The following is an 18,991-nucleotide window of genomic DNA, read 5'->3' on the forward strand; positions in this document are numbered from 1 at the left end:
ACGCGCGGCTTCCCTTTCGTTCGCCCCCTTGCGGGGCGGGCGGGGGTGGGCTCTAACAGGGTAGTGCCCGTCGCGGTTCGCGCGCCGGCGCCCGGTTGCGGGACAGCGCTTCAGATTCGAGGATCGGCCATGGGACCCTTCATCGTGCGTTTGCTCACCTTCGTCGGCTTGCCGCTCAAGGCGGCGGCGCTGAAGGCGCTGCTGTTCGCCAGCCTCGCGTTGGGGCTCGTGGCCGGTGGCCTGCCGGCCCATGCGCAGGCCTGCCTGGAGCAGATCGTCACCGTGCAGCAGCAGCTCAAGGCCAAGTTCCCGCCGCCCACGCAGCCGCCGGCCCAGGCGCAGAGCATCGGCGCCCAGGACGCCCAGCAGCCGACGCCGGGCTCGCTGGCGGCGGCCGGCCTCACCGGTCCCGACACGGGTGCCTATGGCGCGCTGAACCAGGCCATGAACCTTCAGGCCGCCGGCGATGAGGCCGGGTGCCTGAAGGCCCTGCAGGAAGCCCGCAAGCTCGGCGGCCTGAACTGAGAATGGCGCGGCCGCACCGGCGCGAACCCTTTCGGGTTCCGCCGTCGGCCGGCGGTCTCAAAGCTTGTCGCGCAGGGCGTAATAGCTGAGGCCAGCCACCAGCAGCGGATAGCGCAGCAGCGTACCGCCCGGAAAGCCTGGAACCGGCAGCCGGCCCAACAGGTCGAAGCGTTCCAGCTGGCCCTGCACCGCCTCCGCCAGGATCTTTCCGAACAGCGGCGCGAGCGCCACCCCGTGGCCGGAATAGGCGGCCGACACCAGCACATGGTCCGACAGGCGCCGCACGAAAGGCAGGCGCGTCAGCGTGATGCCGAGCACGCCACCCCAGCCGTAATCAATGCGCACATCGGCGAGCTGGGGGAAGATGCGGAGCATGAAGGGCCGCACGAAATCAGGGATATTGTCGCGCAGGTTCCGCCGATAGCTCTCACCGCCGCCGAACAGCAGCCGGCCATCCGGAGAAAGGCGGAAATAGTTCACCACGAACTTGCTGTCTGCCACCGCCGCATCATTGGCGATGATGCGGCGCGCCCGCTCGCCCAGCGGCTCGGTCGCGGCAATGTAGTTGCAGATGGACATCACGTGGGTGTCGACCTGCCGGTTGAGCCCGTCCATGAGCCCGTTGCCACATTCGAGCAGGAAACGGGCCTTTACCGTCGCGCCGCTTTCGGTGGTGACGGTGACGCCGCCGCCCGAATCCACGGCGCCCGTCACGCGGGTCAGCTCGTGAAGGCGCACCCCGGCCCGCTGCGCTGCGCCCGCCAGGCCCAGGGCGAAATTGAGGGGGTGCAGGTGGCCGCCACCATGGTCGAACACGCCGCCATAATAGGCCGGCGAGCCCACCAGGGCGCGCATCTGCTCCCGGTCCAGGGGCTCGATGGCCTCGTAGCCGTAGGTGTCGCGCAGATGGGCGGCGTAAGCGTGGCTCTCGGCCACGTAATGGGGCTTGTGATCGGCCAGGATGAGGCCGTCCTTCAGGTCGCAATCGATGCCGTGGCGGGCGACGAGGTCGCGCACCAGCGCCTTCGATTCCTCGGCCAGCGCCCACAACTTGCGCGCATCGTCGAGCCCGACGGCCGCCTCCAGGAAATCCTGGTGGCGGCGCTGGCCGGAGTGGATCTGCCCGCCATTGCGCCCCGATGCGCCGGAGCCCACCCGCGAGGCCTCCAGCAGCACCACCTTGAAGCCGGCTTCCGCCAGATGCAGCGCCGCTGAAAGGCCGGTATAGCCGCCCCCCAGCACGCACACGTCCGCTTCCGCCTCCCCGATCAGGGAGGGGAAGTCGGGCATGGGGTTGGCGGTTGCCACATACCATGAGTCGGGATGCGCCATGGGCCGGGGAGATGCCATGTCCTGCTCCGTTTGGGGTGTGCGGGGCCTTGGGGGCCTCACACGTTCAGCAGCAGGTATTCGCGCTCCCACGGCGAGATTACGCGCATGAAGGTCTCGAACTCGGCCTGCTTCACCGCCGCATAGGTGGTGGCGAAGCGCCGGCCGAGCACCTCGGCGATGGGCTCGCAATCCTCGAACGCGGCCACCGCTTCCAGAAGCCCGCGGGGCAGCTCGAAGTCGAGATTCTTGGCGTCGCTCTCGATGGGATCGGTGGCGCGCAGCCCTTCCATGATGCCGAGATAGCCGCAGGCCAGCGAGGCGGCGATGACGAGATAGGGGTTGGCGTCGGACGACGGCACCCGGTTCTCCAACCGCCGCGCCTCGGGCGAGGAGGGGGGCACGCGCAGGCCGGCGGTGCGGTTGTCATAGCCCCATTGCAGGTTGATGGGGGCCATGGAATCGCGGGTGAGCCGGCGATACGAGTTCACGTAAGGTGCCAGGATGCTCATCACCGCCGGCAGGTATTTCTGGTGGCCGGCGATGAAGGAGAAGAATTCCGGCGTCGGGTCGCCCTTCTCGTCGGAGAAGATGTTGCGGCCGGTATTGATGTCCACCACCGACTGGTGGATGTGCATGGCGCTGCCCGGCTCGTTGGCGATGGGCTTGGCCATGAAGGTGGCGTAGATCTTGTGGGCGAGCGCCGCCTCGCGGATGGTGCGCTTGAACAGGAACACCTGATCCGCCAGCGCCAGCGGGTCGCCGTGGCGCAGGTTGATTTCCATCTGCGCGGCGCCGTCCTCGTGGATCAGCGTATCGATTTCCAGGCCCTGGGCCTCGGAATAATCGTAGATGTCCTCGAACAGGGCGTCGAACTCGTTCACCGCCTGGATGGAATAGGACTGGCGGCCGATCTCGGGCCGTCCGGAGCGGCCCACCGGCGGCTTCAGCGGATAGTCGGGATCGGTGTTGGGCTCCACCAGATAGAACTCGATCTCCGGCGCCACGACAGGCTTCCAGCCCTTGGCGGCATAGAGATTGACGATGTGGCGCAGCACATGGCGCGGGGCGATCTCAACCGGCCGCCCGTCGCGATGGAAGGCGTCGTGGATCATCTGCGCGGTGGGGTCCTGCGCCCACGGCACCGAGCACAACGTGGTCAGATCGGGCTGAAGCACGAGATCGCTGTCCGCGACCACGGAATCGACCAGCCCCTCATAGGCGGGATATTCGCCGGAAATGGTCTGAAGGAAGACGGAGAGCGGCAGGTTCATCACCGGAGAGGTGAGGAACTTGGACACCGGCATGATCTTGCCGCGGGCGACGCCGGCCAGATCGGGCACGGTGCATTCGATTTCGGTGATCTCCCGCGCCGCCATCCAGGCCTTGGCTTCGGGAAGGGAATTGACGCCGCGCGGCGCATCCGCCGCATGTTTCTCCGCAACCTTGGTGCGTTTCGACATGATGTCCTCTTGCGTGACACGCTCACGCACCCTCAGGGAACACCGGCGGCACGGGGAGTGTCAACGCGGGACCGGCCGGAAAAGCGCATGCACGTTGCGTCGCGGCACGGCCCTGCCACGTGCCGCACCAGATTTCACAATGCCGGGATGTCATTGCGTGGGGGGGGACGGCGGGTGTGCCGTTTCGGTCCGCCGCCAGAACAGGGGCCGAACGAATCGCGACCGAATCGCGCGAGGGGGTCGGTTCGCCTTTCGCCCCCTACTATGGCTAGTGGTCGGCCACCTCGGCTAACCGATTCGCGAACCAGCGGTTTTCGTCGGCGCCCCTCAGGGCTTGGCGGCGCTCACGGGCACCGCGCCGTCATTGGCCTTGGCCTGGAAGCTGGTGGCCTGGAACACCGCGGTACCGATCATGGTGGCCACGGAGACCTTGAACGGTGCCATGAGGCGGGTGCCCTCGATGGGCACCAGCCACACGAACATGTCCTTGTTGTCCTGCATGTATTGGACGGTGTAGCGGCTTGGCCGATGGCCCGCGACCGGCTTGTAGCGCACCCCGCAGACCACGGCCGGGCCCTTGTAGCCGCTGACCTTCACCTGCTCCGTGCGCAGGTAGTTGAGCACGATGTCGTAGCGCTGGCGGCCATCGAACACCGGAACCGCGCGCGCGCAGGCGGCTTCCGAAAGAAGGTTGGTCGGCTCCGGCACATAGACGAAGGCGCCGCTCATGGGATCGATGATGTTCTGGAGCGTGGCGTTGGTCACCGGCACCCGGTCGGGCATGGGCTTGAGCGGCGGCTCCACCTCCATCTCGGCCACGGCCCCGCCGGCCATGGCGAGGCGGGCGCCTTCCTTCTTGCCATCGGCCTCGGCATTGAGGGCATAGACGCGCGGCACCATCCTGGCTTGGGTGAGCATGCCGCGCGCGGCCGCCACCCCCTTGCCCGAGGACACGGCCCGCAGCACGCCGGTGATTTTGCCGGAGCCGGAAATTTCATAGGAATCGTTGCCGGCCTGCACCACAACCGAGGCGCGGCCCAGCTCGACGCCGCCCACGCTCAGCACATATTTGGCGTCGAGCCGGCCGTCGGCGAAGGCGGGCGGGGCGACGACGAGCAGCGCCGCGGCGATCAGGCCGCGAGAGAGATGGGGTGAGAGAACGGCGTCGATCATGGTTTTCACCCTGGCTCCGGCGGCGCCGGGAAGAAGGCAGCCCGGTTCGCGACACGCCCGGGGCACCTGTGTGCAGATGCGGGCCGAACGCGGCTGAACTGTGGCTGGGGGGACTATGCCGTGCGTCGCCGGGAGGCGTCCAGCGGGCCGATGATCGGGGCGGTTGCGGCGGCACCTGCCATCGGGTGCGCGCTAGCGCCGCGAAATCCAGCAAGGTCATTGACTTTCCGCCCGTTTGTCACGATCTTTGGCACCACCCCCGAGCTTTGGGTCACGACGACGGCGGCAGCAAATGAGGCCGCGTCACAGTCGATGACGCCCGCAAGGCTCGCGGAACAGGTTCCATTGCTGAGGAGATCGCAGCCATTCGCCGCCCCATGAGACCCGTCGCGCCGGAGAAGGATGGACCGCGCGTCAATGAGGAAATCCGCATCCGCGAGGTCCAGCTGATCGATCAGGAGGGCCAGAACCGCGGCGTGGTGGCCATCCGCGACGCGCTGACCCTCGCGCAGGAAGCTGGCCTCGACCTCGTGGAGATCGCGCCCAATTCCGCGCCCCCGGTCTGCAAGATTCTGGATTATGGTCGCTTCAAGTACCAGAACCAGAAGAAGGCCTCCGAGGCCCGCAAGAAGCAGAAGGTGGTCGAGGTCAAGGAGATCAAGCTGCGTCCGGGCATCGACGACCACGATTACGACGTGAAGATGCGCGCCATGCTGCGCTTCTTCGAGGAAGGCGACAAGGTGAAGGTCACCCTGCGCTTCCGCGGTCGTGAGATGGCGCACCAGGACATCGGCTACAAGCTCCTTCAGAAGCTGAAGGAGGAGGTCGGCTCCATCGCCAAGGTGGAGGCCGAGCCCATGCTGGAAGGCCGGCAGATGATCATGATCCTCGCGCCGCGCTGAGGCGGACGGATCATCACACGTCCCGTTCATCGCCGGTCAAGGGCCGGCATGGACGGCAAGGCAAAAGGCCCGGAGCGGTTCGCCGCGCCGGGCCTTTTGCGTTTCAGCTGCCGGGCGAAGGCCGCCCCCGTCGCCAGCCGTTTGGCCCCCGCGCACCGGCGCGACCGAAGGCGGATGAGCGTTCACGCCGGGAAAAAGGGGCAAGCCCGCGCGGCGCCTGAGCGAAGGCGTTCTAGGAGCCCGCGTGGCGCTTGAGCGAAGCGATTGAACAACGCGGCGCAGAATCGGCAAAGGGCTTCGCTAAGCTCGCCGCGCTTGAGCGAGGGGATTGCGTAAGCCGGCGTGGCGACCGGGCGCGGGATTGATCAGCCCGCGCGGCGCATCAGCTCAGGAGTTCAGAAACTGGCGCGGGGGAGGGGGCGGGCAGGAGAGAGAAAACGTCCGCCGGGTTTTGGCGCGGACCCCCATCATCTCGCACACGCTATCCGGACGGCTGCGCTTTGGAGACGCCGGCCCGGCATTGGCCGCGGTTCATGTGAGAAACGGCTCGCGCGCGGGTCGAGGCCGGCCGCGAGCCGTGGGGGAGGGGCGGGGAGCCCCTCCGGGTCACGGGCAGGGGTGCTGCAAGCCGTCGTAGCCGGTGAAGGTGCCGGTGCGCGGATTGTAGGAGCGGTAGCGCTGCATGCAGTAGGCCACCGCATCGCCGGCCGGATAGACGGGCTCAGCCGTCGCAGCCGCGGCAGCGCCGAGGGCAAGGCCGCTCATCATGCCGAGGGCGATCCAGGCACCCGAATTGTCATAATAGCCCCAGCCCCAGCCGGGACGCCACCAGCCCCAGCCCGGATACCACCGGCCCGGACCCCAGGCGCCGGGAGGCGGACCCCAACCCGGCCGCGGCGGCGGACCCGGCGGGCGCCAGCCCGGACCCGGCCGCCAACCCGGACGGCCATAGGCGTAACGGGGACCTGCGTAACGGGGGCCGGCATAGCGCGGCGCCGCGTAACGGGGGCCCACATAGCGGCCCGGATACCGCCTCGGAGCCATCGCCGGGCCCCGCACGGGACCCCGGTAGCCGCGGGCGTAGCCGGGGCGCGGACCCGGTCGCGGGCCTCCGCGCCATTCGACCTGTTCGACCGCCGCCCCGTGAATGCGCTGGTCCGCGAGGCCGAGGCGCATGGCCTGGGCTCCGGCGGGCACCGGGGAAAACGAGAGGATGCCGCTTGCCAGCATTGCCGCGGCCAGGGCCACCTTCTTCATCCCGAACATGATATGCACTCCAATCGAGCTCGATCACATTGCCGTTCCATTGTGTCGATTCTTGAACGAAGCGTGAGCGTCGCTGCGTCGACACCAGGGCAAATGCGGCGTGCTGCCCTAATGTTTTTACGCTGATTCACATGGAGGCCTTCAAGCGGCCGTCACCATGGGGCAAAACGGTCGCCGTGTCGCGTTACCTCGACGCGAAGGAGACCATCATGCAGATGCGAGAGCATACGGTCGTTGCCTCCTCCATCGCCCGCAAGGCGATGTCGTGGGTGCTTGCGGCCAGCATCGGCGCCGGCGGCCTTGTCGCTGCCGTGGCCCCGGTGCACGCGCAGGGCCTTGCCGGTGGACTGGCGCCTTTGGGCGATCACGCTGTTGGGCCGACCAAGGTGCAGGCGCCCCCGCCTCCCGGCTGGCGTCGCCCGCCGCCGCGGCCGGGCTGGGGCCGCCCGCCGCCCCCGCCGCGCCATGTGCGCTGGGGAAATCCCTATTGGCACAATGGCGGATGGTATTACCGCGATAATACGGGCGCCTGGATCGCGGCCGGCATTGTCGGCGCGGCCATCGGCGCGGCGGCGGTTTCCGCCGCGCAGCAGCAGCGCGCGCAGCAGGATGCCATTGCCTACTGCATGCAGCGCTACCGCTCCTACAATCCGCGCACCGGCACCTTCACCGGCTACGACGGCTTGCAGCATCCCTGCCCCTGAGGGTGGGGGAGAGGGCGGCGGGCATGGCCCCGCCGCCCGTTCGGCCGCTCACTCGGCGGCGATGCGGACCTGGGGCTGGGCGTCGCGCACGGCGGCGTCCACATGGCTCTCGAACTTCGCGAAATTCTCCTGGAACATGGCCACCAGCCGGCGCGCGGTGGCGTCGAACTCGGCCTTGTCCGCCCAGGTCTTGGCCGGATAGAGCACGTGCGGCTCGATGCCGGGCACGCTGGTGGGCACCTTGAAGCCGAAATAGGGATCGGTGCGGAAGTCCGCATCCTTCAGCGATCCGTCGAGCACGCCGGCGAGCAAGGTGCGCGTGACCTTGATGGGCATGCGCCGGCCGACGCCGTATTTGCCCCCGGTCCAGCCCGTATTCACCAGCCAGCAGTCCACCCCATGGCTGGCGATGAGGTCGCGCAGCAGATTGCCGTAGACCGAGGGGTGGCGCGGCATGAACGGCGCGCCGAAGCAGGTGGAGAAGGTGGCCTCCGGGTCCTTCACCCCCTTTTCCGTGCCGGCCACCTTGGCGGTGTAGCCCGACAGGAAGTGATACATGGCCTCCGCCGGCGTCAGCCGCGCGATGGGCGGCAGCACGCCGAACGCATCGCAGGTGAGCATGATGATGTTCTTTGGGATGCCCGCCTGGCCGGTGGCACTGGCATTGGGGATGAAGGCCAGCGGATAGGCGGCGCGGGTGTTCTCGGTGCGGCTGGCGTCGTCGAAGTCGGGAATGCGGGTGATGGGGTCGAGCCCCACATTCTCCAGCACCGTGCCGAAGCGGTTGGCGGCGGAGAAGATTTCCGGCTCCGCCTCCGCCGAGAGGCGAATGGTCTTGGCGTAGCAGCCGCCCTCGAAATTGAACACGCCCTGCGGGCTCCAGCCGTGTTCGTCGTCTCCCACCAGGGTGCGGCGCGCATCCGCCGAAAGGGTGGTCTTGCCGGTGCCGGAGAGGCCGAAGAACAGGCAGACGTCCCCCTCCACGCCCACATTGGCCGAGCAATGCATGGGCATGACGCCCTTTTCGGGCAGCAGGTAATTGAGGACGGTGAATACCGACTTCTTCATCTCGCCCGCATAGGACGAATTGCCGATGAGCACGATCCCACGGCTCAGATTCACCGCGATCACCGTTTCCGAGCGCACGCCATGGCGGGCCGGATCGGCCTTGAAGGAGGGCAGGTCGATGATGGTGAGCTCAGGCACGAAGCCGTCCAGCTCCTCCCGCTCGGGCCGGCGCAGCAGCGTGCGGATGAAGAGCGAGTGCCAGGCGAGCTCGGTATAGACCCGTACTTTAATACGGCAGGCCGGGTCGGCGCCGCCGTAAAGGTCCTGGGCATACAGCTCCTTGCCCTCGGCCGCGCCCAGGAAGTCCTGGTAGAGCGTCTCGAACTGGTCGGGGGAGAGGGCGCCGTTATTGTCCCACCAGACCGCATCCTCGGTGGTGGCGTCGCGCACCACGAACTTGTCCTTGGGGCTGCGGCCGGTATGGGCCCCGGTCTCGGCCACCAGGGCGCCGCCGGAGGAAAGCCGGGCCTCCATGCGCTCCAGGGCATGCTCGTAAAGCTGCGGCTCGAGAAGGTTCCAGTGAACGCCCGTCAGGTGCCTCAAGCCGAAGCTGTCCGCGCCGCAAGCCTTGTTGCGATGACCGGTCTCAAGCACGGCGTCTCCTCCATCCATTGTCTTCGCCGGCTTGGGCGCCGGCCTTGGGCGCGGGGGGGGGGCTGGTCCACGCGCCACAAGGCTAGAAGAAGACTTTGGTGAAGAAAAGACAATAAACGCGGCGCACTGTTCAGGCTGCGCTTGCTTTCCGGGCCTGTTCCACCAGGGAGACAAGATTTTTCCTGATCTCGCCGACGCTGTTGTTGCGCTGCGGAAAGATAAGGTGCCGCACCTGCTCACTGGATGCGATCTCGAAGCCTTCGGGGTCGATGCCCACCATGCGCCATGCCGCCTCGGGCGCCTTGGCCAGCACGGTGGCGTAGAGGGAGACGGCGTCCGCGTGGTCCGCATTCATGTGGGAGATGATGCCGTCATGGGCGGCGCGGATGTCGTCGGCGCCGGACCAGTCGGTGATCAGCTGCTCACCGGGCACGTCCACGATGCGGCCGAAGCCCTCGACCAGATGGGCATGGTCCAGGTCCACGCGGTAGAAGCCGAAATCGGCGAAGTCGGCATAGCCGGTGGCGGCTTCGTGGCGGGCGAGGTAGCGGGCGCGCACCAGCGGGTCACCCGCCTCCACGATGCGGCCGATGAGGCTGGCCCGCGCCGCATTGAGCGGGTCGGCGGCGCCGGCGTCCGAGATCATCAGCGACACGCGGGTGTCGCGGGCGATGTTCTTGGTGTGCCGGGCAAGCTTGGAGATGAGCAGGGTCGGCCGGCCTTCCGGATCGGTCGCCACCGCCACCAGGGAGGCATAGGGGCCGCCGTCCTCGTCCAGGGTGGCGAGCGTGCCGAAGCGCGCCTCGCGGATGAGGCGGCGGACGGTGGCGGCGGCGGTCACCGCCACGGGCGGGGCTTCGGATGCGGGTTCGGTCACGGTCGCGTCTCCCTCTTGTCGGCGGCGGAGGATGGCGAGGGGCCGGACGCTCCGCAAGGCCCGCGCGCGGCGCCGGGGCCACATTGGAGCCGTTCCGAGCAGGCCGGAACCCGCGCCCGGGAGGGGGGCGTCGTCCCCACCATCCACCGGCTTCGCGCGCAGAAGGTCGCGGAAGGTTTTGCGTCTGGCGAGAATCTCGCTATTTTGCGGCGATTGGTGCTTGAGTGTCACATTTTGGCCACGCGCAGCGGGTTCACAGGCGCGTTACGGCCGCAGGAACGCCGGCTTGCCCAACGGCTGAAAGAGGTGTCATGCCCACCATCGCCCTGGTTGACGACGATCGCAACATCCTCACCTCGGTGTCCATCGCCCTGGAGGCGGAAGGCTATCGTATCGACACCTACACCGATGGCGCCTCCGCGCTCGACGGCTTCAAGACCAATCCGCCGGATCTCGCCATCCTGGACATCAAGATGCCCCGCATGGACGGCATGGAGCTGCTGCGCCGCCTGCGCCAGAAGACCGACATGCCGGTGATCTTCCTCACCTCCAAGGATGAGGAGATCGACGAATTGTTCGGCCTCAAGATGGGCGCCGACGATTTCATCAAGAAGCCCTTCTCCCAGCGCCTGCTGGTGGAGCGGGTGAAGGCGGTGCTGCGCCGCTCCGGCGCCAAGGATGGCGTCGCGCCCCGCGAGACCGACAGCGCCAAGGTGCTGGAGCGCGGCAACCTGCGCATGGACCCCGAGCGCCACACCTGCACCTGGAAGGGCGAGCCGGTGACGCTCACGGTCACCGAATTCCTCATCCTCCAGGCCCTGGCCCAGCGCCCCGGCGTGGTGAAGAGCCGCAACGCCCTCATGGACGCGGCCTATGACGACCAGGTCTATGTGGACGACCGCACCATCGACAGCCACATCAAGCGCCTGCGCAAGAAGTTCAAGTCCGTCGACGAGAGCTTCGAGATGATCGAGACCCTCTACGGCGTCGGCTACCGCTTCAAGGAATGAGCGGGTTCGCGGCCTGACGGCGCGCGGCGGCCCGCCCGGAGCCTTCGCTCCGGGGCCGGGGGCGGCGCGCGCCGAAGCCGTGGCAATCGGGATCAGCACATGACCATGGAAGCCGACCATCGCGAGGGCGCGGGCGAACCGCCGGCGCGCGGGCAGGGGAACGAGCGTGAAAAGGGGCTGCTGGGGGCGCTGAAGCGGCTGCGCCGCTTCGTGGCGGTCAAGAGCTTCTCCTCCCTCACCCAGCGCATCGTGCTCCTGAACCTTGCCGGCCTGTGCGCGCTGGTTTCCGGCATCCTCTATCTGTCCGAATTCCGCTCGGGCCTCATCGACGCGCGCATCCAGAGCCTTCTGGTGCAGGGCGAGATCATCGCCGCCGCCATCGCCTCCTCGGCCCAGGTGGAGACCAATTCCATCACCGTGGACCCGGAACGGCTCCTGGAGCTGCAGGCGGGTGAAAGCTACGGCCCCGGCGAGGAAGGCTTCGCGCCGCTCGAATTCCCCATCAATCCGGAGCGGGTGGCGCCGGTGCTGCGGCGCCTGGTGGGCCCCACCCGCACCCGCGCCCGCATCTATGACCGCGACGGGCAGCTGCTGCTCGATTCCCGCTCGCTCTATTCGCGCGGCGAGATCCTGCGCTTCGACCTGCCGTCCCCCACCGAGCCGCGGCCGGGGCCGATGGAGCGCCTGTGGCGGGCCATCCAGCTCTGGTTCGGCCGGGGTGACCTGCCGCTCTACAAGGAATATGGCCCCCAGGCCGGCAAGAACTATCCGGAGGTCGCGACTGCCGCTCTGGGCGGCAAGGCAAGCGAGGTGCGGGTGGACGAGCGCGGCCGGGTGGTGGTTTCGGTGGCGGTGCCCATCCAGCGCTTCCGCGCCATCCTCGGCGTGCTGCTGCTCTCCACCCAGGGCGGCGAGATCGACGAGGCGGTGCGCGCCGAGCGGTTCGTGATCGTGCGCGTGTTCCTGGTGGCGGCGGCGGTGATGGTGCTGCTCTCTGTGCTGCTGGCCGGCACCATCGCCGGCCCGGTGCGCAAGCTGGCGGCGGCGGCCGAGCGGGTGCGCCGGCGCATCAAGACGCGCGTGGAAATCCCCGATTTCACCTCCCGTTCCGACGAGATCGGCCATCTGTCCGGCGCGCTGCGGGACATGACGCGCGCGCTCTACAATCGCATCGAGGCCATCGAAAGCTTCGCGGCCGACGTAGCGCACGAGCTGAAGAACCCGCTCACCTCCCTGCGCAGCGCGGTGGAAACCCTGCCGCTGGCCAAGACCGACAATTCCCGCACCCGCCTGCTGGAGGTGATCCAGCACGACGTGAAGCGGCTCGACCGCCTGATCTCCGACATTTCCGACGCCAGCCGCCTCGATGCCGAGCTCCAGCGCCAGGAAGCGGTGGCGGTGGACCTGAAGCAGCTCATGGAAATGGTGGTGGGCATGGCCCAGGACGTGCGCAAGGACGATGGCGTGCGCGTCTCCCTGGCCTTCGAGCGGGCGTCCGGCGCGTCTGCCTCGTTCGTGGTGCCGGGGCACGCCTCGCGGCTGGGTCAGGTGGTGGACAATCTGGTGTCCAACGCCCGCTCCTTCTCGCCCAAGGGCGGGGAAGTGCGCGTCACCTGCCGCCATCTGAAGGATGCGATTGAGATCATCGTTGACGATGACGGCCCCGGCATCCAGCCCGACGCCCTCTCGCGCATCTTCGAGCGCTTCTACACCGACCGGCCGCACCAGGGCTTTGGCCAGAATTCCGGCCTGGGCCTGTCCATCTCCAAGCAGATCATTGAGGCCCATGGCGGGCAGATCTGGGCGGAGAACCGCATGACGAAGGGGGCGGACGGTGAGGAGCGGGTGGCTGGCGCGCGCTTCCTCGTACGCCTGCCGGCGGGCTGAGGCGCCATGGCCGAGCCTCCCTCGATCCATGCGAGCTGCGTCGCCATCGGCGGGCGGGGGGTACTGATCCGGGGCGCCTCGGGGGCTGGAAAGTCGGCGCTGGCGCTCTCCCTCATCCTCGACGCGCCGCGGGTGCTGGAGCCGGCGGAACTGGTGGCAGATGACCGGGTTCTTCTGGCGGTGGAGGCGGGCGCGCTGGTGGCGCGGCCGGTCCCGGTCCTCGCCGGGCTGATCGAGGTGCGCGGGCTGGGGCTGCGCCGGCTGCCCCATCGCGACAGGGTGTCGCTGTCCCTGGTGGTGGATCTTCAGGCTGCCGATGCGGCACGCCTGCCGCCGGAAGAGGCGCAAACCGTTCTCATCTCTGGCTGCGCGCTCCCGCGCATCGCCCCCGAGCGCATTGAAACCGCAGCATTGTTGGTGGCCGCGGCGCTCTCTTGTGAACCTTACGAAAACTAAATCTGCTTTTGTGCGTTGCACCCCTTGCGTAATTTTTGAGCCGCTCTGAATATGGTGTTCCCCGCGATGCGGGAGGCCTTCATCGGGGGATGAGGGCGGAGGAAGCATGATCGGTCTTGTCCTCGTCACCCATGGTCGCCTCGCCGATGAGTTCTGCTCAGCGCTAGAGCACGTCATGGGGCCTCAAAACCAGATCGCCACCGTGACCATCGGGCCGGAGGACGACATGGAGCGTCGCCGACGCGACATCATCGACGCCGTGGAGCGTGTCCGCTCCGGCGACGGTGTGGTCATCCTCACCGACATGTTCGGTGGCACACCTTCCAACCTCGCCATCTCGGTCATGAACACGCCGGACGTGGAAGTGGTGGCGGGCATCAACCTGCCCATGCTGGTGAAGCTCGCCAAGGTGCGGGGCGAGCTGCCGCTGGCGGAGGCCGTGGACGTGGCCCAGGAAGCAGGCAGGAAATACATCAATGTCGCAAGCCGCGTCCTCGCCGGCAAATAGCGCCTTCGATCCCGCCCTTATGGAAGAGGCGGGTCTGGCCTGTGGCCATCCCATCGCCGCCGATGCGCTGGTGCGGGTGCTGCCCATCATCAACAAGCGCGGCCTGCACGCCCGCGCCTCCGCCAAATTCGTTCAGACTGTCGAGCAGTATGATGCCAAGGTCAGCGTATGCCGTGGCGGCGAGGAGGTGTGTGGCAATTCCATCATGGGGCTGATGATGCTGGCGGCCTCGCCGGGCACGTCGGTCACCGTCACTGCCCGGGGGGCGGCCGCCGAGGCGGTGCTCGACGCCCTGACGACCCTGGTGGCCGAGCGCTTCGGCGAAGAGGAATGACGCTCAAGGGCCGCGGCCTGGAGACGTTCCGCGTTTTCGCTCCATTCTGGTAGAGAAGCGCAAGTTACCGCCACCGCCCCAAAAAGACCCGCGCGACCGCGTGCGCCGCTTTGAGCGCGTTGTGATCGTGCTGCACAACCTCTTCTCTTTCATCGACTTTGGACCACGCTGCCGGGCGCCGATCGTTTCAATCTGCGCGGATTGTGGTCTAGCGCCTGGGCGCCACTCCGCTTATCTCTAGCGTTCACATTTCCGCGCGCGGTGCGCGGAAGCCGGGGACGGGCGTCTTGCCCAAGGTGCCATGTTCGCTTCGAGAGCCGACCAGCCCGCGACGAATCCGCAGCCTGCCCGTCGGCGCCGTTTCAGCCTGTCGGCCAAGCTGCTGGCGCTGACGGTGATCGTGGTCGCTGCGGTGGAAGCGGCTGTGCTCGTGCCCACCATCGCCAACTTCCGCATTGCCTGGCTTTCGGATCGCCTCGCCGCCGCCCGCACCGCGGCCCTGGTGCTGGACGCCGCCCCTCAGGACAGCATTCCCATGGACCTCACCCGCCAGCTCCTGGGCAGCGTGGGCGCCAAGGTGATCGTGGTGAAGCGGGAGGACACGCGCCGCCTGCTGGCCGTCTCCGACATGCCGCCGCAGGTGGACGAGCACCTGGACATGCGCGACGTGACCCTGCTGGGGGCGGTCTACGGGGCGCTGGACACGCTGACGGCGCCCAAGGGCCGCATGCTGCGGGTGGTGGGTGATCCGCCCTCGGGGGCCGATTTCATCGAGATTGTGCTCTCCGAGACGCCGCTGAAGCGGGCGCTGCTGCGCTTCACCATCACCACGCTGCTGGTTTCGCTGCTGGTGGCGGGGGCGGCCGGCGCGCTCGTCTATTTCAGCCTCAATGCGCTGTTCGTGCGCCCCATGCGGCGCCTGACGGAGCGCATGTCGGCCTTCCGCGAGAATCCGGAGGATGCCTCCCGCATCATCGTGCCGAGCGGCCGGCGCGACGAGATCGGCACCGCCGAGGAGACGCTGGAGGAATTGCAGCGGGCGCTGGTGCAGACCTTGAGCCAGAAAAGCCACTTGGCGGCGCTGGGCCTCGCGGTTTCCAAGATCAATCATGATTTGCGCAATCTTCTGGCCTCCGCGCAGCTGCTCTCCGACCGTCTGGCGGGGCTGCCGGACCCGACGGTGCAGCGCTTCGCCCCCAAGCTGCTGGCGGCGCTGGATCGCGCGATCACCTATTGCGAGCAGACCCTGTCCTATGGCCGCGCCATGGAGCCGCTGCCGGACCGGCGCGACGTGGACCTTGCCCATCTCCTCGACGAGGTGCGCGAGACCCTGGGACTGGGCGGCGGGGCGGGAATCGGCTGGGTGGTGTCCCTTGAGCCGGGGCTGAGGGTGGATGCCGATCCGGACCAGTTGTTCCGGGTCATCCTTAATCTCGGCCGCAATGCCATGCAGGCGCTCGAGGCGCGTGCGCCACTCGATCCCGAACGCGACCAGATCCGCATCAAGGGCAAGCGCCTCGGCACCACGGTGCAGATCGAGCTGGCGGATACCGGGCCCGGCATTCCGCCCGAGCGGCGGGGGCACCTGTTCGAGGCGTTCGTGTCCTCAGCGCGGCGCGGCGGCACGGGGCTGGGGCTGCCCATCGCCGCAGAGCTGGTGCGCGCCCATGGCGGCGAGATCCAGCTCATTGACTCCGCGGTGGGCACCGCCTTTCGCATCACCCTTCCCGATCTTGCGGAAGAGGGCCGCCAGCGTCGCGAGCGGCTGCGGGCCTGAACGCGGCTGTTATCCACAGCTTGGCGGCATTTGCGCGGTGAAATTTCGTTTGGCGCTTGCGCACCGGAACGAATGGGCGTAGCAGACGGACCTCGCCGGCGGAGAGATCCGCTGCGGGTCCCCGGGAGGCTCCAACCTCCAGTTCGCGCTCTTCGGGCCGAACCTGAACGGGGATGATGCGCCGGTAGCTCAGCTGGATAGAGCACCAGACTACGAATCTGGGGGTCGGGAGTTCGAATCTTCCCCGGCGCGCCATCTAAATCAAAGACTTAGCGCCTAAGGCCAAGTCGCCGCAAAATCAGAAATCGTCGCTGAGTCGCCTCCGGAAGGCCGGCGGTCCTGAAGTCGGACGCAGTCTGCTGAGGGCTTCCCAGATGAGCTCGAAGGCGTTGTCTTCCCACAGGACGTTGCACGCTCTACGTGCCGGGCGGCATCGTGCGGGGCCTTTCCGCGCCACAGGCCGGCGCGGTTGAGGGGAAGCGGCGGTATCGGACACCCACACGGCCCTCAAGGTTCCCGTGCGCTCGGGTGTCGTGGCTTCTGCCGCCGAGATGGAGAGGGCGCGCGGGTAGAGGAGGCGATCGGAAACGCTTCCACCAGCCCCTTCACGATCTCCTCGACGAAGTGGCGGGCCAGAGGTTGCCGTCGCCATTCGCGGTCGCGGCGAGGGGCTTCATCTTCTGGCCGGTCGCTTTGTCGCTCCGGCGCCCATCGGGCGCGCTCAAAAGGTGAACGCCTTCGTCCGCAGCACCCCTTTCTTGCTCTTGGTGGTTATGCCCGGCTGGTTTGGCTCGGCCTCGATCCGGTCGGCCACGCTCTTCACGCTGCCCACCTTGTCTTCCACGGCCTTCAGGCGTGGGTGGAGGCCGGCGACGCTCTGTTCCAGGCCCCGCCCCGCAGGTGCGTCCGTGGCGGGTGCGTCGGCGGTGTTGCGGGCATTTCAATCGGTGCATTCCATCGCGCGTCGCACATGCGGCCGATGTCACGCTGCACAGGCGCATCTGGCTCAATGCCGGGCGAGGATGATCTCAGGCCGATCAATGTGCTGAAGGGGCCGGATGCCGCCCGCAGAGCGCTGAGACCTCACTGCGAGAGGGACAGCTGCGAGGGTCTCCGCCGCACCGGCGCCCATCAGCTTGTACGTGCCCGGGGCAGCGGGGTTGGAAAGGCCGATCTCGCAGTTAGCCTTCAAGCTCGGCTCATCTTCCTCGATTTCGGTGCGGGCGCCGATGGGCGCGCCTGTGTGCTCAAGGGGCATGGTTTCGAGTGCGGCTCGGCCGACAGATCGCTCCAGCCCTGCGGGACCGGCTCGGCTGCGCGCGGCCCGCGAGCCGGTAGACGCCCGCCCCTGTCCTCCGGCAGCGCATTCCGCTCCATGGCGAGTGGTCTGACAGCCCGGATGGGCAGAGCCCAGCATCGCCCCCCAGCGCGGAGGCCGCCGGGAATTGAGAGGGCGCTTCCCCGTCTTGACTGCTCGGGGAAGCGCTCCTGCGTCCTGCAATGATCCCCCGCCTTGCGCGGGAAGCGGCCGTTGGCGCGAAAACACCCGTCCGGGCGGGATGTCAGTCGTCGAGGCCCAGCGTCGGGGCGGCGCGGCGTTCCAGTACGTCACGAATGGCGGCCACCAGCTCGTTTTCCTTCACCGCGAACTGGGCGGGGCGGGCGGCGCGATATTCCGCATTGTCGGCGATGGAGGCGGCGATCTTGGCGCCCTCCACCAGATCCTTGATCTGGAGCTCGCCGGCGGCCTTCTCGTTGGAGCCCTGGATCACCACGGCCGGCGCGCCGCGCTTGTCGGCGTATTTCATCTGCGCCTTCATGCCGCCGCCGCCCTGGTACATCTCGGCGCGGATACCGTTGGCGCGCAGGTCCGACACCATCTTCATATAATCGGCGAGGCGCGCGGGCTCCTTGTCCATGACCAGGATCACCACCGGGCCCACCTCCGCCTCGTCGTCCATCTTGCCGAGGAAAGCCAGCGCCGAGAGCAGGCGCGACACGCCGATGGAAAAGCCGGTGGCCGGCACCTTCTCGCCCTTGAAGCGGGCCACCAGCCCATCATAGCGCCCGCCGCCCGCCACCGAGCCGAAGCGCACCGGGCGGCCGTCCTCATCCTTGATCTCGAAGGTCAGCTCCGCCTCGTAGACGGGGCCGGTATAATATTCGAGGCCGCGCACCACGGAGGGGTCGATCTTCACCCGGTCCTCATAGCCGGCAGCGGCCACCAGCATGCGGATGGTGTTGAGCTCGTCCATGCCTTCCAGGAAGGCGGCATTGGTCGCAAGGGCGGCGGCCAGCTCCACGTCGCCGGGGATCTCCACCTTCACCCCGTCCGCGTCGGCAGTGACACCCTCGCCCGTGAGCATGGCGAGCACCACGGCGCTCTGGCGCTCGTTCAGGCCGGCGCCCTTGGTGAAGTCGCCGCTCTCGTCCTTGCGGCCGGCGCCCAGCAGCAGGCGCACGCCTTCCACGCCGAACTTGTCGTATTTGTCGATGGCGCGCAGCACCGTGAGCCGGCGCCCGGCATTCTCCTCGCCGGCGAGGCCGATGGCCTCCAGCACGCCGTCGAGCACCTTGCGGTTATTGACGCGGATCACATAATCCCCGCGCGGCACGCCCACGGCTTCCAGCGTGTCGGCGGCCATCATGCAGATCTCGGCATCGGCCGAGACCGAGGGCGCGCCCACCGTGTCGGCGTCGCACTGCATGAACTGGCGGAAGCGGCCGGGGCCGGGCTTCTCATTGCGGAACACATAGCCGGCGCGGTGCGAGCGATAGGGCTTCGGCAGCGCGTCGAAATGCTCGGCCACATAGCGCGCGAGCGGCGCCGTGAGATCATAGCGCAGGGACAGCCACTGCTCGTCATCGTCCTGGAAGGAAAAGACGCCCTCGTTCGGCCGGTCCTGGTCGGGCAGGAACTTGCCCAAAGCGTCGGTATATTCGAAGGCCGGGGTTTCCAGCGCCTCGAACCCGTAGAGGGCATAGACGGCGCGGATCTTGGCCAGCATGGAATGGGTGGCGGCAAGCTCCGCGCCGGTGCGGTCGGCAAGGCCGCGCGGCAGGCGGGCCTTCGGCTTCAGATCTTTCGCCATGGCACTCTTCAACGCTCAATTGGATT

General features: G+C 67.9%; 17 protein-coding genes and 1 tRNA gene. 10 read left to right on the forward strand and 8 right to left on the reverse strand.

Translation table 11 applies throughout. From position 1 onward, the window contains the following. Nucleotides 1-129: 129 nt before the first annotated feature. Nucleotides 130-525, forward strand: coding sequence for a hypothetical protein (locus V5F26_RS05125; RefSeq protein ID WP_394946856.1), 396 nt, complete (start codon nt 130-132; stop codon nt 523-525). 57 nt (nt 526-582) lie between these two features. On the opposite strand, the gene V5F26_RS05130 is transcribed toward V5F26_RS05125, so the two are convergent. The 3 genes from V5F26_RS05130 to V5F26_RS05140 form a co-directional block, all read right to left on the reverse strand. Continuing rightward, nucleotides 583-1,875, reverse strand: coding sequence for an NAD(P)/FAD-dependent oxidoreductase (locus V5F26_RS05130; protein ID WP_394946857.1), 1,293 nt, complete (start codon nt 1,873-1,875; stop codon nt 583-585). 38 nt (nt 1,876-1,913) lie between these two features. Further along, nucleotides 1,914-3,317: a glutamine synthetase family protein gene (locus tag V5F26_RS05135; protein WP_234053356.1), complete on the reverse strand. Its 1,404-nt coding sequence runs from the start codon at nt 3,315-3,317 to the stop codon at nt 1,914-1,916. 327 nt (nt 3,318-3,644) lie between these two features. Further along, the gene (locus V5F26_RS05140) at nt 3,645-4,490 is read right to left on the reverse strand and encodes a DUF3108 domain-containing protein (protein WP_234053357.1); all 846 of its coding nucleotides are present in this window, start codon (nt 4,488-4,490) and stop codon (nt 3,645-3,647) included. Nucleotides 4,491-4,867: 377 nt separating this feature from the next. Here V5F26_RS05140 and infC point away from each other — a divergent pair, with 377 nt between their 5' ends. After that, nucleotides 4,868-5,392, forward strand: a complete 525-nt coding sequence (gene infC / locus V5F26_RS05145) for a translation initiation factor IF-3 (protein WP_234053358.1) — start codon at nt 4,868-4,870, stop codon at nt 5,390-5,392. A gap of 606 nt (nt 5,393-5,998) precedes the next feature. Here infC and V5F26_RS05150 read toward each other — a convergent pair. After that, complete coding sequence (locus V5F26_RS05150; RefSeq protein WP_394946858.1) at nt 5,999-6,658, reverse strand: BA14K family protein; 660 nt, start codon at nt 6,656-6,658, stop codon at nt 5,999-6,001. Between the two features lie 209 nt (nt 6,659-6,867). Between V5F26_RS05150 and V5F26_RS05155 the strand changes: the two genes are divergently transcribed. Further along, nucleotides 6,868-7,362, forward strand: coding sequence for a BA14K family protein (locus tag V5F26_RS05155; RefSeq protein WP_234053360.1), 495 nt, complete (start codon nt 6,868-6,870; stop codon nt 7,360-7,362). Between the two features lie 48 nt (nt 7,363-7,410). Here the strand turns inward: V5F26_RS05155 and V5F26_RS05160 are convergent, their stop codons facing one another. Continuing rightward, nucleotides 7,411-9,024: a phosphoenolpyruvate carboxykinase gene (locus V5F26_RS05160; protein ID WP_394057325.1), complete on the reverse strand. Its 1,614-nt coding sequence runs from the start codon at nt 9,022-9,024 to the stop codon at nt 7,411-7,413. 130 nt (nt 9,025-9,154) lie between these two features. After that, nucleotides 9,155-9,901, reverse strand: a complete 747-nt coding sequence (locus tag V5F26_RS05165) for a HugZ family pyridoxamine 5'-phosphate oxidase (protein ID WP_394057323.1) — start codon at nt 9,899-9,901, stop codon at nt 9,155-9,157. Between the two features lie 311 nt (nt 9,902-10,212). Here V5F26_RS05165 and V5F26_RS05170 point away from each other — a divergent pair, with 311 nt between their 5' ends. The 7 genes from V5F26_RS05170 to V5F26_RS05200 all read left to right on the forward strand — a co-directional run bounded on the left by V5F26_RS05170 (nt 10,213) and on the right by V5F26_RS05200 (nt 16,128). Beyond that, the gene (locus V5F26_RS05170; protein ID WP_394057321.1) at nt 10,213-10,911 is read left to right on the forward strand and encodes a response regulator transcription factor; all 699 of its coding nucleotides are present in this window, start codon (nt 10,213-10,215) and stop codon (nt 10,909-10,911) included. A gap of 99 nt (nt 10,912-11,010) precedes the next feature. Beyond that, complete coding sequence (locus tag V5F26_RS05175) at nt 11,011-12,798, forward strand: sensor histidine kinase (RefSeq protein ID WP_394057320.1); 1,788 nt, start codon at nt 11,011-11,013, stop codon at nt 12,796-12,798. 6 nt (nt 12,799-12,804) lie between these two features. Beyond that, nucleotides 12,805-13,254: an HPr kinase/phosphorylase gene (locus V5F26_RS05180; protein WP_394946859.1), complete on the forward strand. Its 450-nt coding sequence runs from the start codon at nt 12,805-12,807 to the stop codon at nt 13,252-13,254. 106 nt (nt 13,255-13,360) lie between these two features. Further along, the gene (locus V5F26_RS05185) at nt 13,361-13,762 is read left to right on the forward strand and encodes a PTS sugar transporter subunit IIA (RefSeq protein WP_234053366.1); all 402 of its coding nucleotides are present in this window, start codon (nt 13,361-13,363) and stop codon (nt 13,760-13,762) included. Between the two features lie 19 nt (nt 13,763-13,781). Beyond that, nucleotides 13,782-14,096 (forward strand): HPr family phosphocarrier protein, encoded by a 315-nt coding sequence (locus tag V5F26_RS05190; protein ID WP_394057430.1) that lies wholly within the window; start codon nt 13,782-13,784, stop codon nt 14,094-14,096. Between the two features lie 301 nt (nt 14,097-14,397). Beyond that, nucleotides 14,398-15,873 (forward strand): ATP-binding protein, encoded by a 1,476-nt coding sequence (locus tag V5F26_RS05195; protein WP_234053367.1) that lies wholly within the window; start codon nt 14,398-14,400, stop codon nt 15,871-15,873. Between the two features lie 178 nt (nt 15,874-16,051). Further along, nucleotides 16,052-16,128: transfer RNA gene (locus V5F26_RS05200), tRNA-Arg, on the forward strand. 466 nt (nt 16,129-16,594) lie between these two features. Here the strand turns inward: V5F26_RS05200 and V5F26_RS05205 are convergent. Together V5F26_RS05205 and hisS are read right to left on the reverse strand one after the other, a co-directional pair. Next, entirely contained in the window at nt 16,595-16,717 is a 123-nt protein-coding gene (locus tag V5F26_RS05205; protein WP_394946860.1) for a hypothetical protein, read from the reverse strand. Nucleotides 16,718-17,435: 718 nt separating this feature from the next. Next, nucleotides 17,436-18,965, reverse strand: coding sequence for a histidine--tRNA ligase (gene hisS / locus V5F26_RS05210; RefSeq protein ID WP_394946861.1), 1,530 nt, complete (start codon nt 18,963-18,965; stop codon nt 17,436-17,438). Nucleotides 18,966-18,991 lie beyond the last annotated feature (26 nt).

This window comes from Xanthobacter variabilis, assembly GCF_043831965.2.
GTDB lineage: Bacteria > Pseudomonadota > Alphaproteobacteria > Rhizobiales > Xanthobacteraceae > Xanthobacter.

Coding starts and splice junctions, on each gene's coding strand:
- V5F26_RS05125 (WP_394946856.1), top strand. CDS start 130: ATGGGACCCTTCATCGTGCGTTTGCTCACCTTCGTCGGCTTGCCGCTC.
- V5F26_RS05130 (WP_394946857.1), bottom strand. CDS start 1,875: ATGGCATCTCCCCGGCCCATGGCGCATCCCGACTCATGGTATGTGGCA.
- V5F26_RS05135 (WP_234053356.1), bottom strand. CDS start 3,317: ATGTCGAAACGCACCAAGGTTGCGGAGAAACATGCGGCGGATGCGCCG.
- V5F26_RS05140 (WP_234053357.1), bottom strand. CDS start 4,490: ATGATCGACGCCGTTCTCTCACCCCATCTCTCTCGCGGCCTGATCGCC.
- infC (WP_234053358.1), top strand. CDS start 4,868: ATGAGACCCGTCGCGCCGGAGAAGGATGGACCGCGCGTCAATGAGGAA.
- V5F26_RS05150 (WP_394946858.1), bottom strand. CDS start 6,658: ATGTTCGGGATGAAGAAGGTGGCCCTGGCCGCGGCAATGCTGGCAAGC.
- V5F26_RS05155 (WP_234053360.1), top strand. CDS start 6,868: ATGCAGATGCGAGAGCATACGGTCGTTGCCTCCTCCATCGCCCGCAAG.
- V5F26_RS05170 (WP_394057321.1), top strand. CDS start 10,213: ATGCCCACCATCGCCCTGGTTGACGACGATCGCAACATCCTCACCTCG.
- V5F26_RS05175 (WP_394057320.1), top strand. CDS start 11,011: ATGACCATGGAAGCCGACCATCGCGAGGGCGCGGGCGAACCGCCGGCG.
- V5F26_RS05180 (WP_394946859.1), top strand. CDS start 12,805: ATGGCCGAGCCTCCCTCGATCCATGCGAGCTGCGTCGCCATCGGCGGG.
- V5F26_RS05185 (WP_234053366.1), top strand. CDS start 13,361: ATGATCGGTCTTGTCCTCGTCACCCATGGTCGCCTCGCCGATGAGTTC.
- V5F26_RS05190 (WP_394057430.1), top strand. CDS start 13,782: ATGGAAGAGGCGGGTCTGGCCTGTGGCCATCCCATCGCCGCCGATGCG.
- V5F26_RS05195 (WP_234053367.1), top strand. CDS start 14,398: ATGTTCGCTTCGAGAGCCGACCAGCCCGCGACGAATCCGCAGCCTGCC.
- hisS (WP_394946861.1), bottom strand. CDS start 18,965: ATGGCGAAAGATCTGAAGCCGAAGGCCCGCCTGCCGCGCGGCCTTGCC.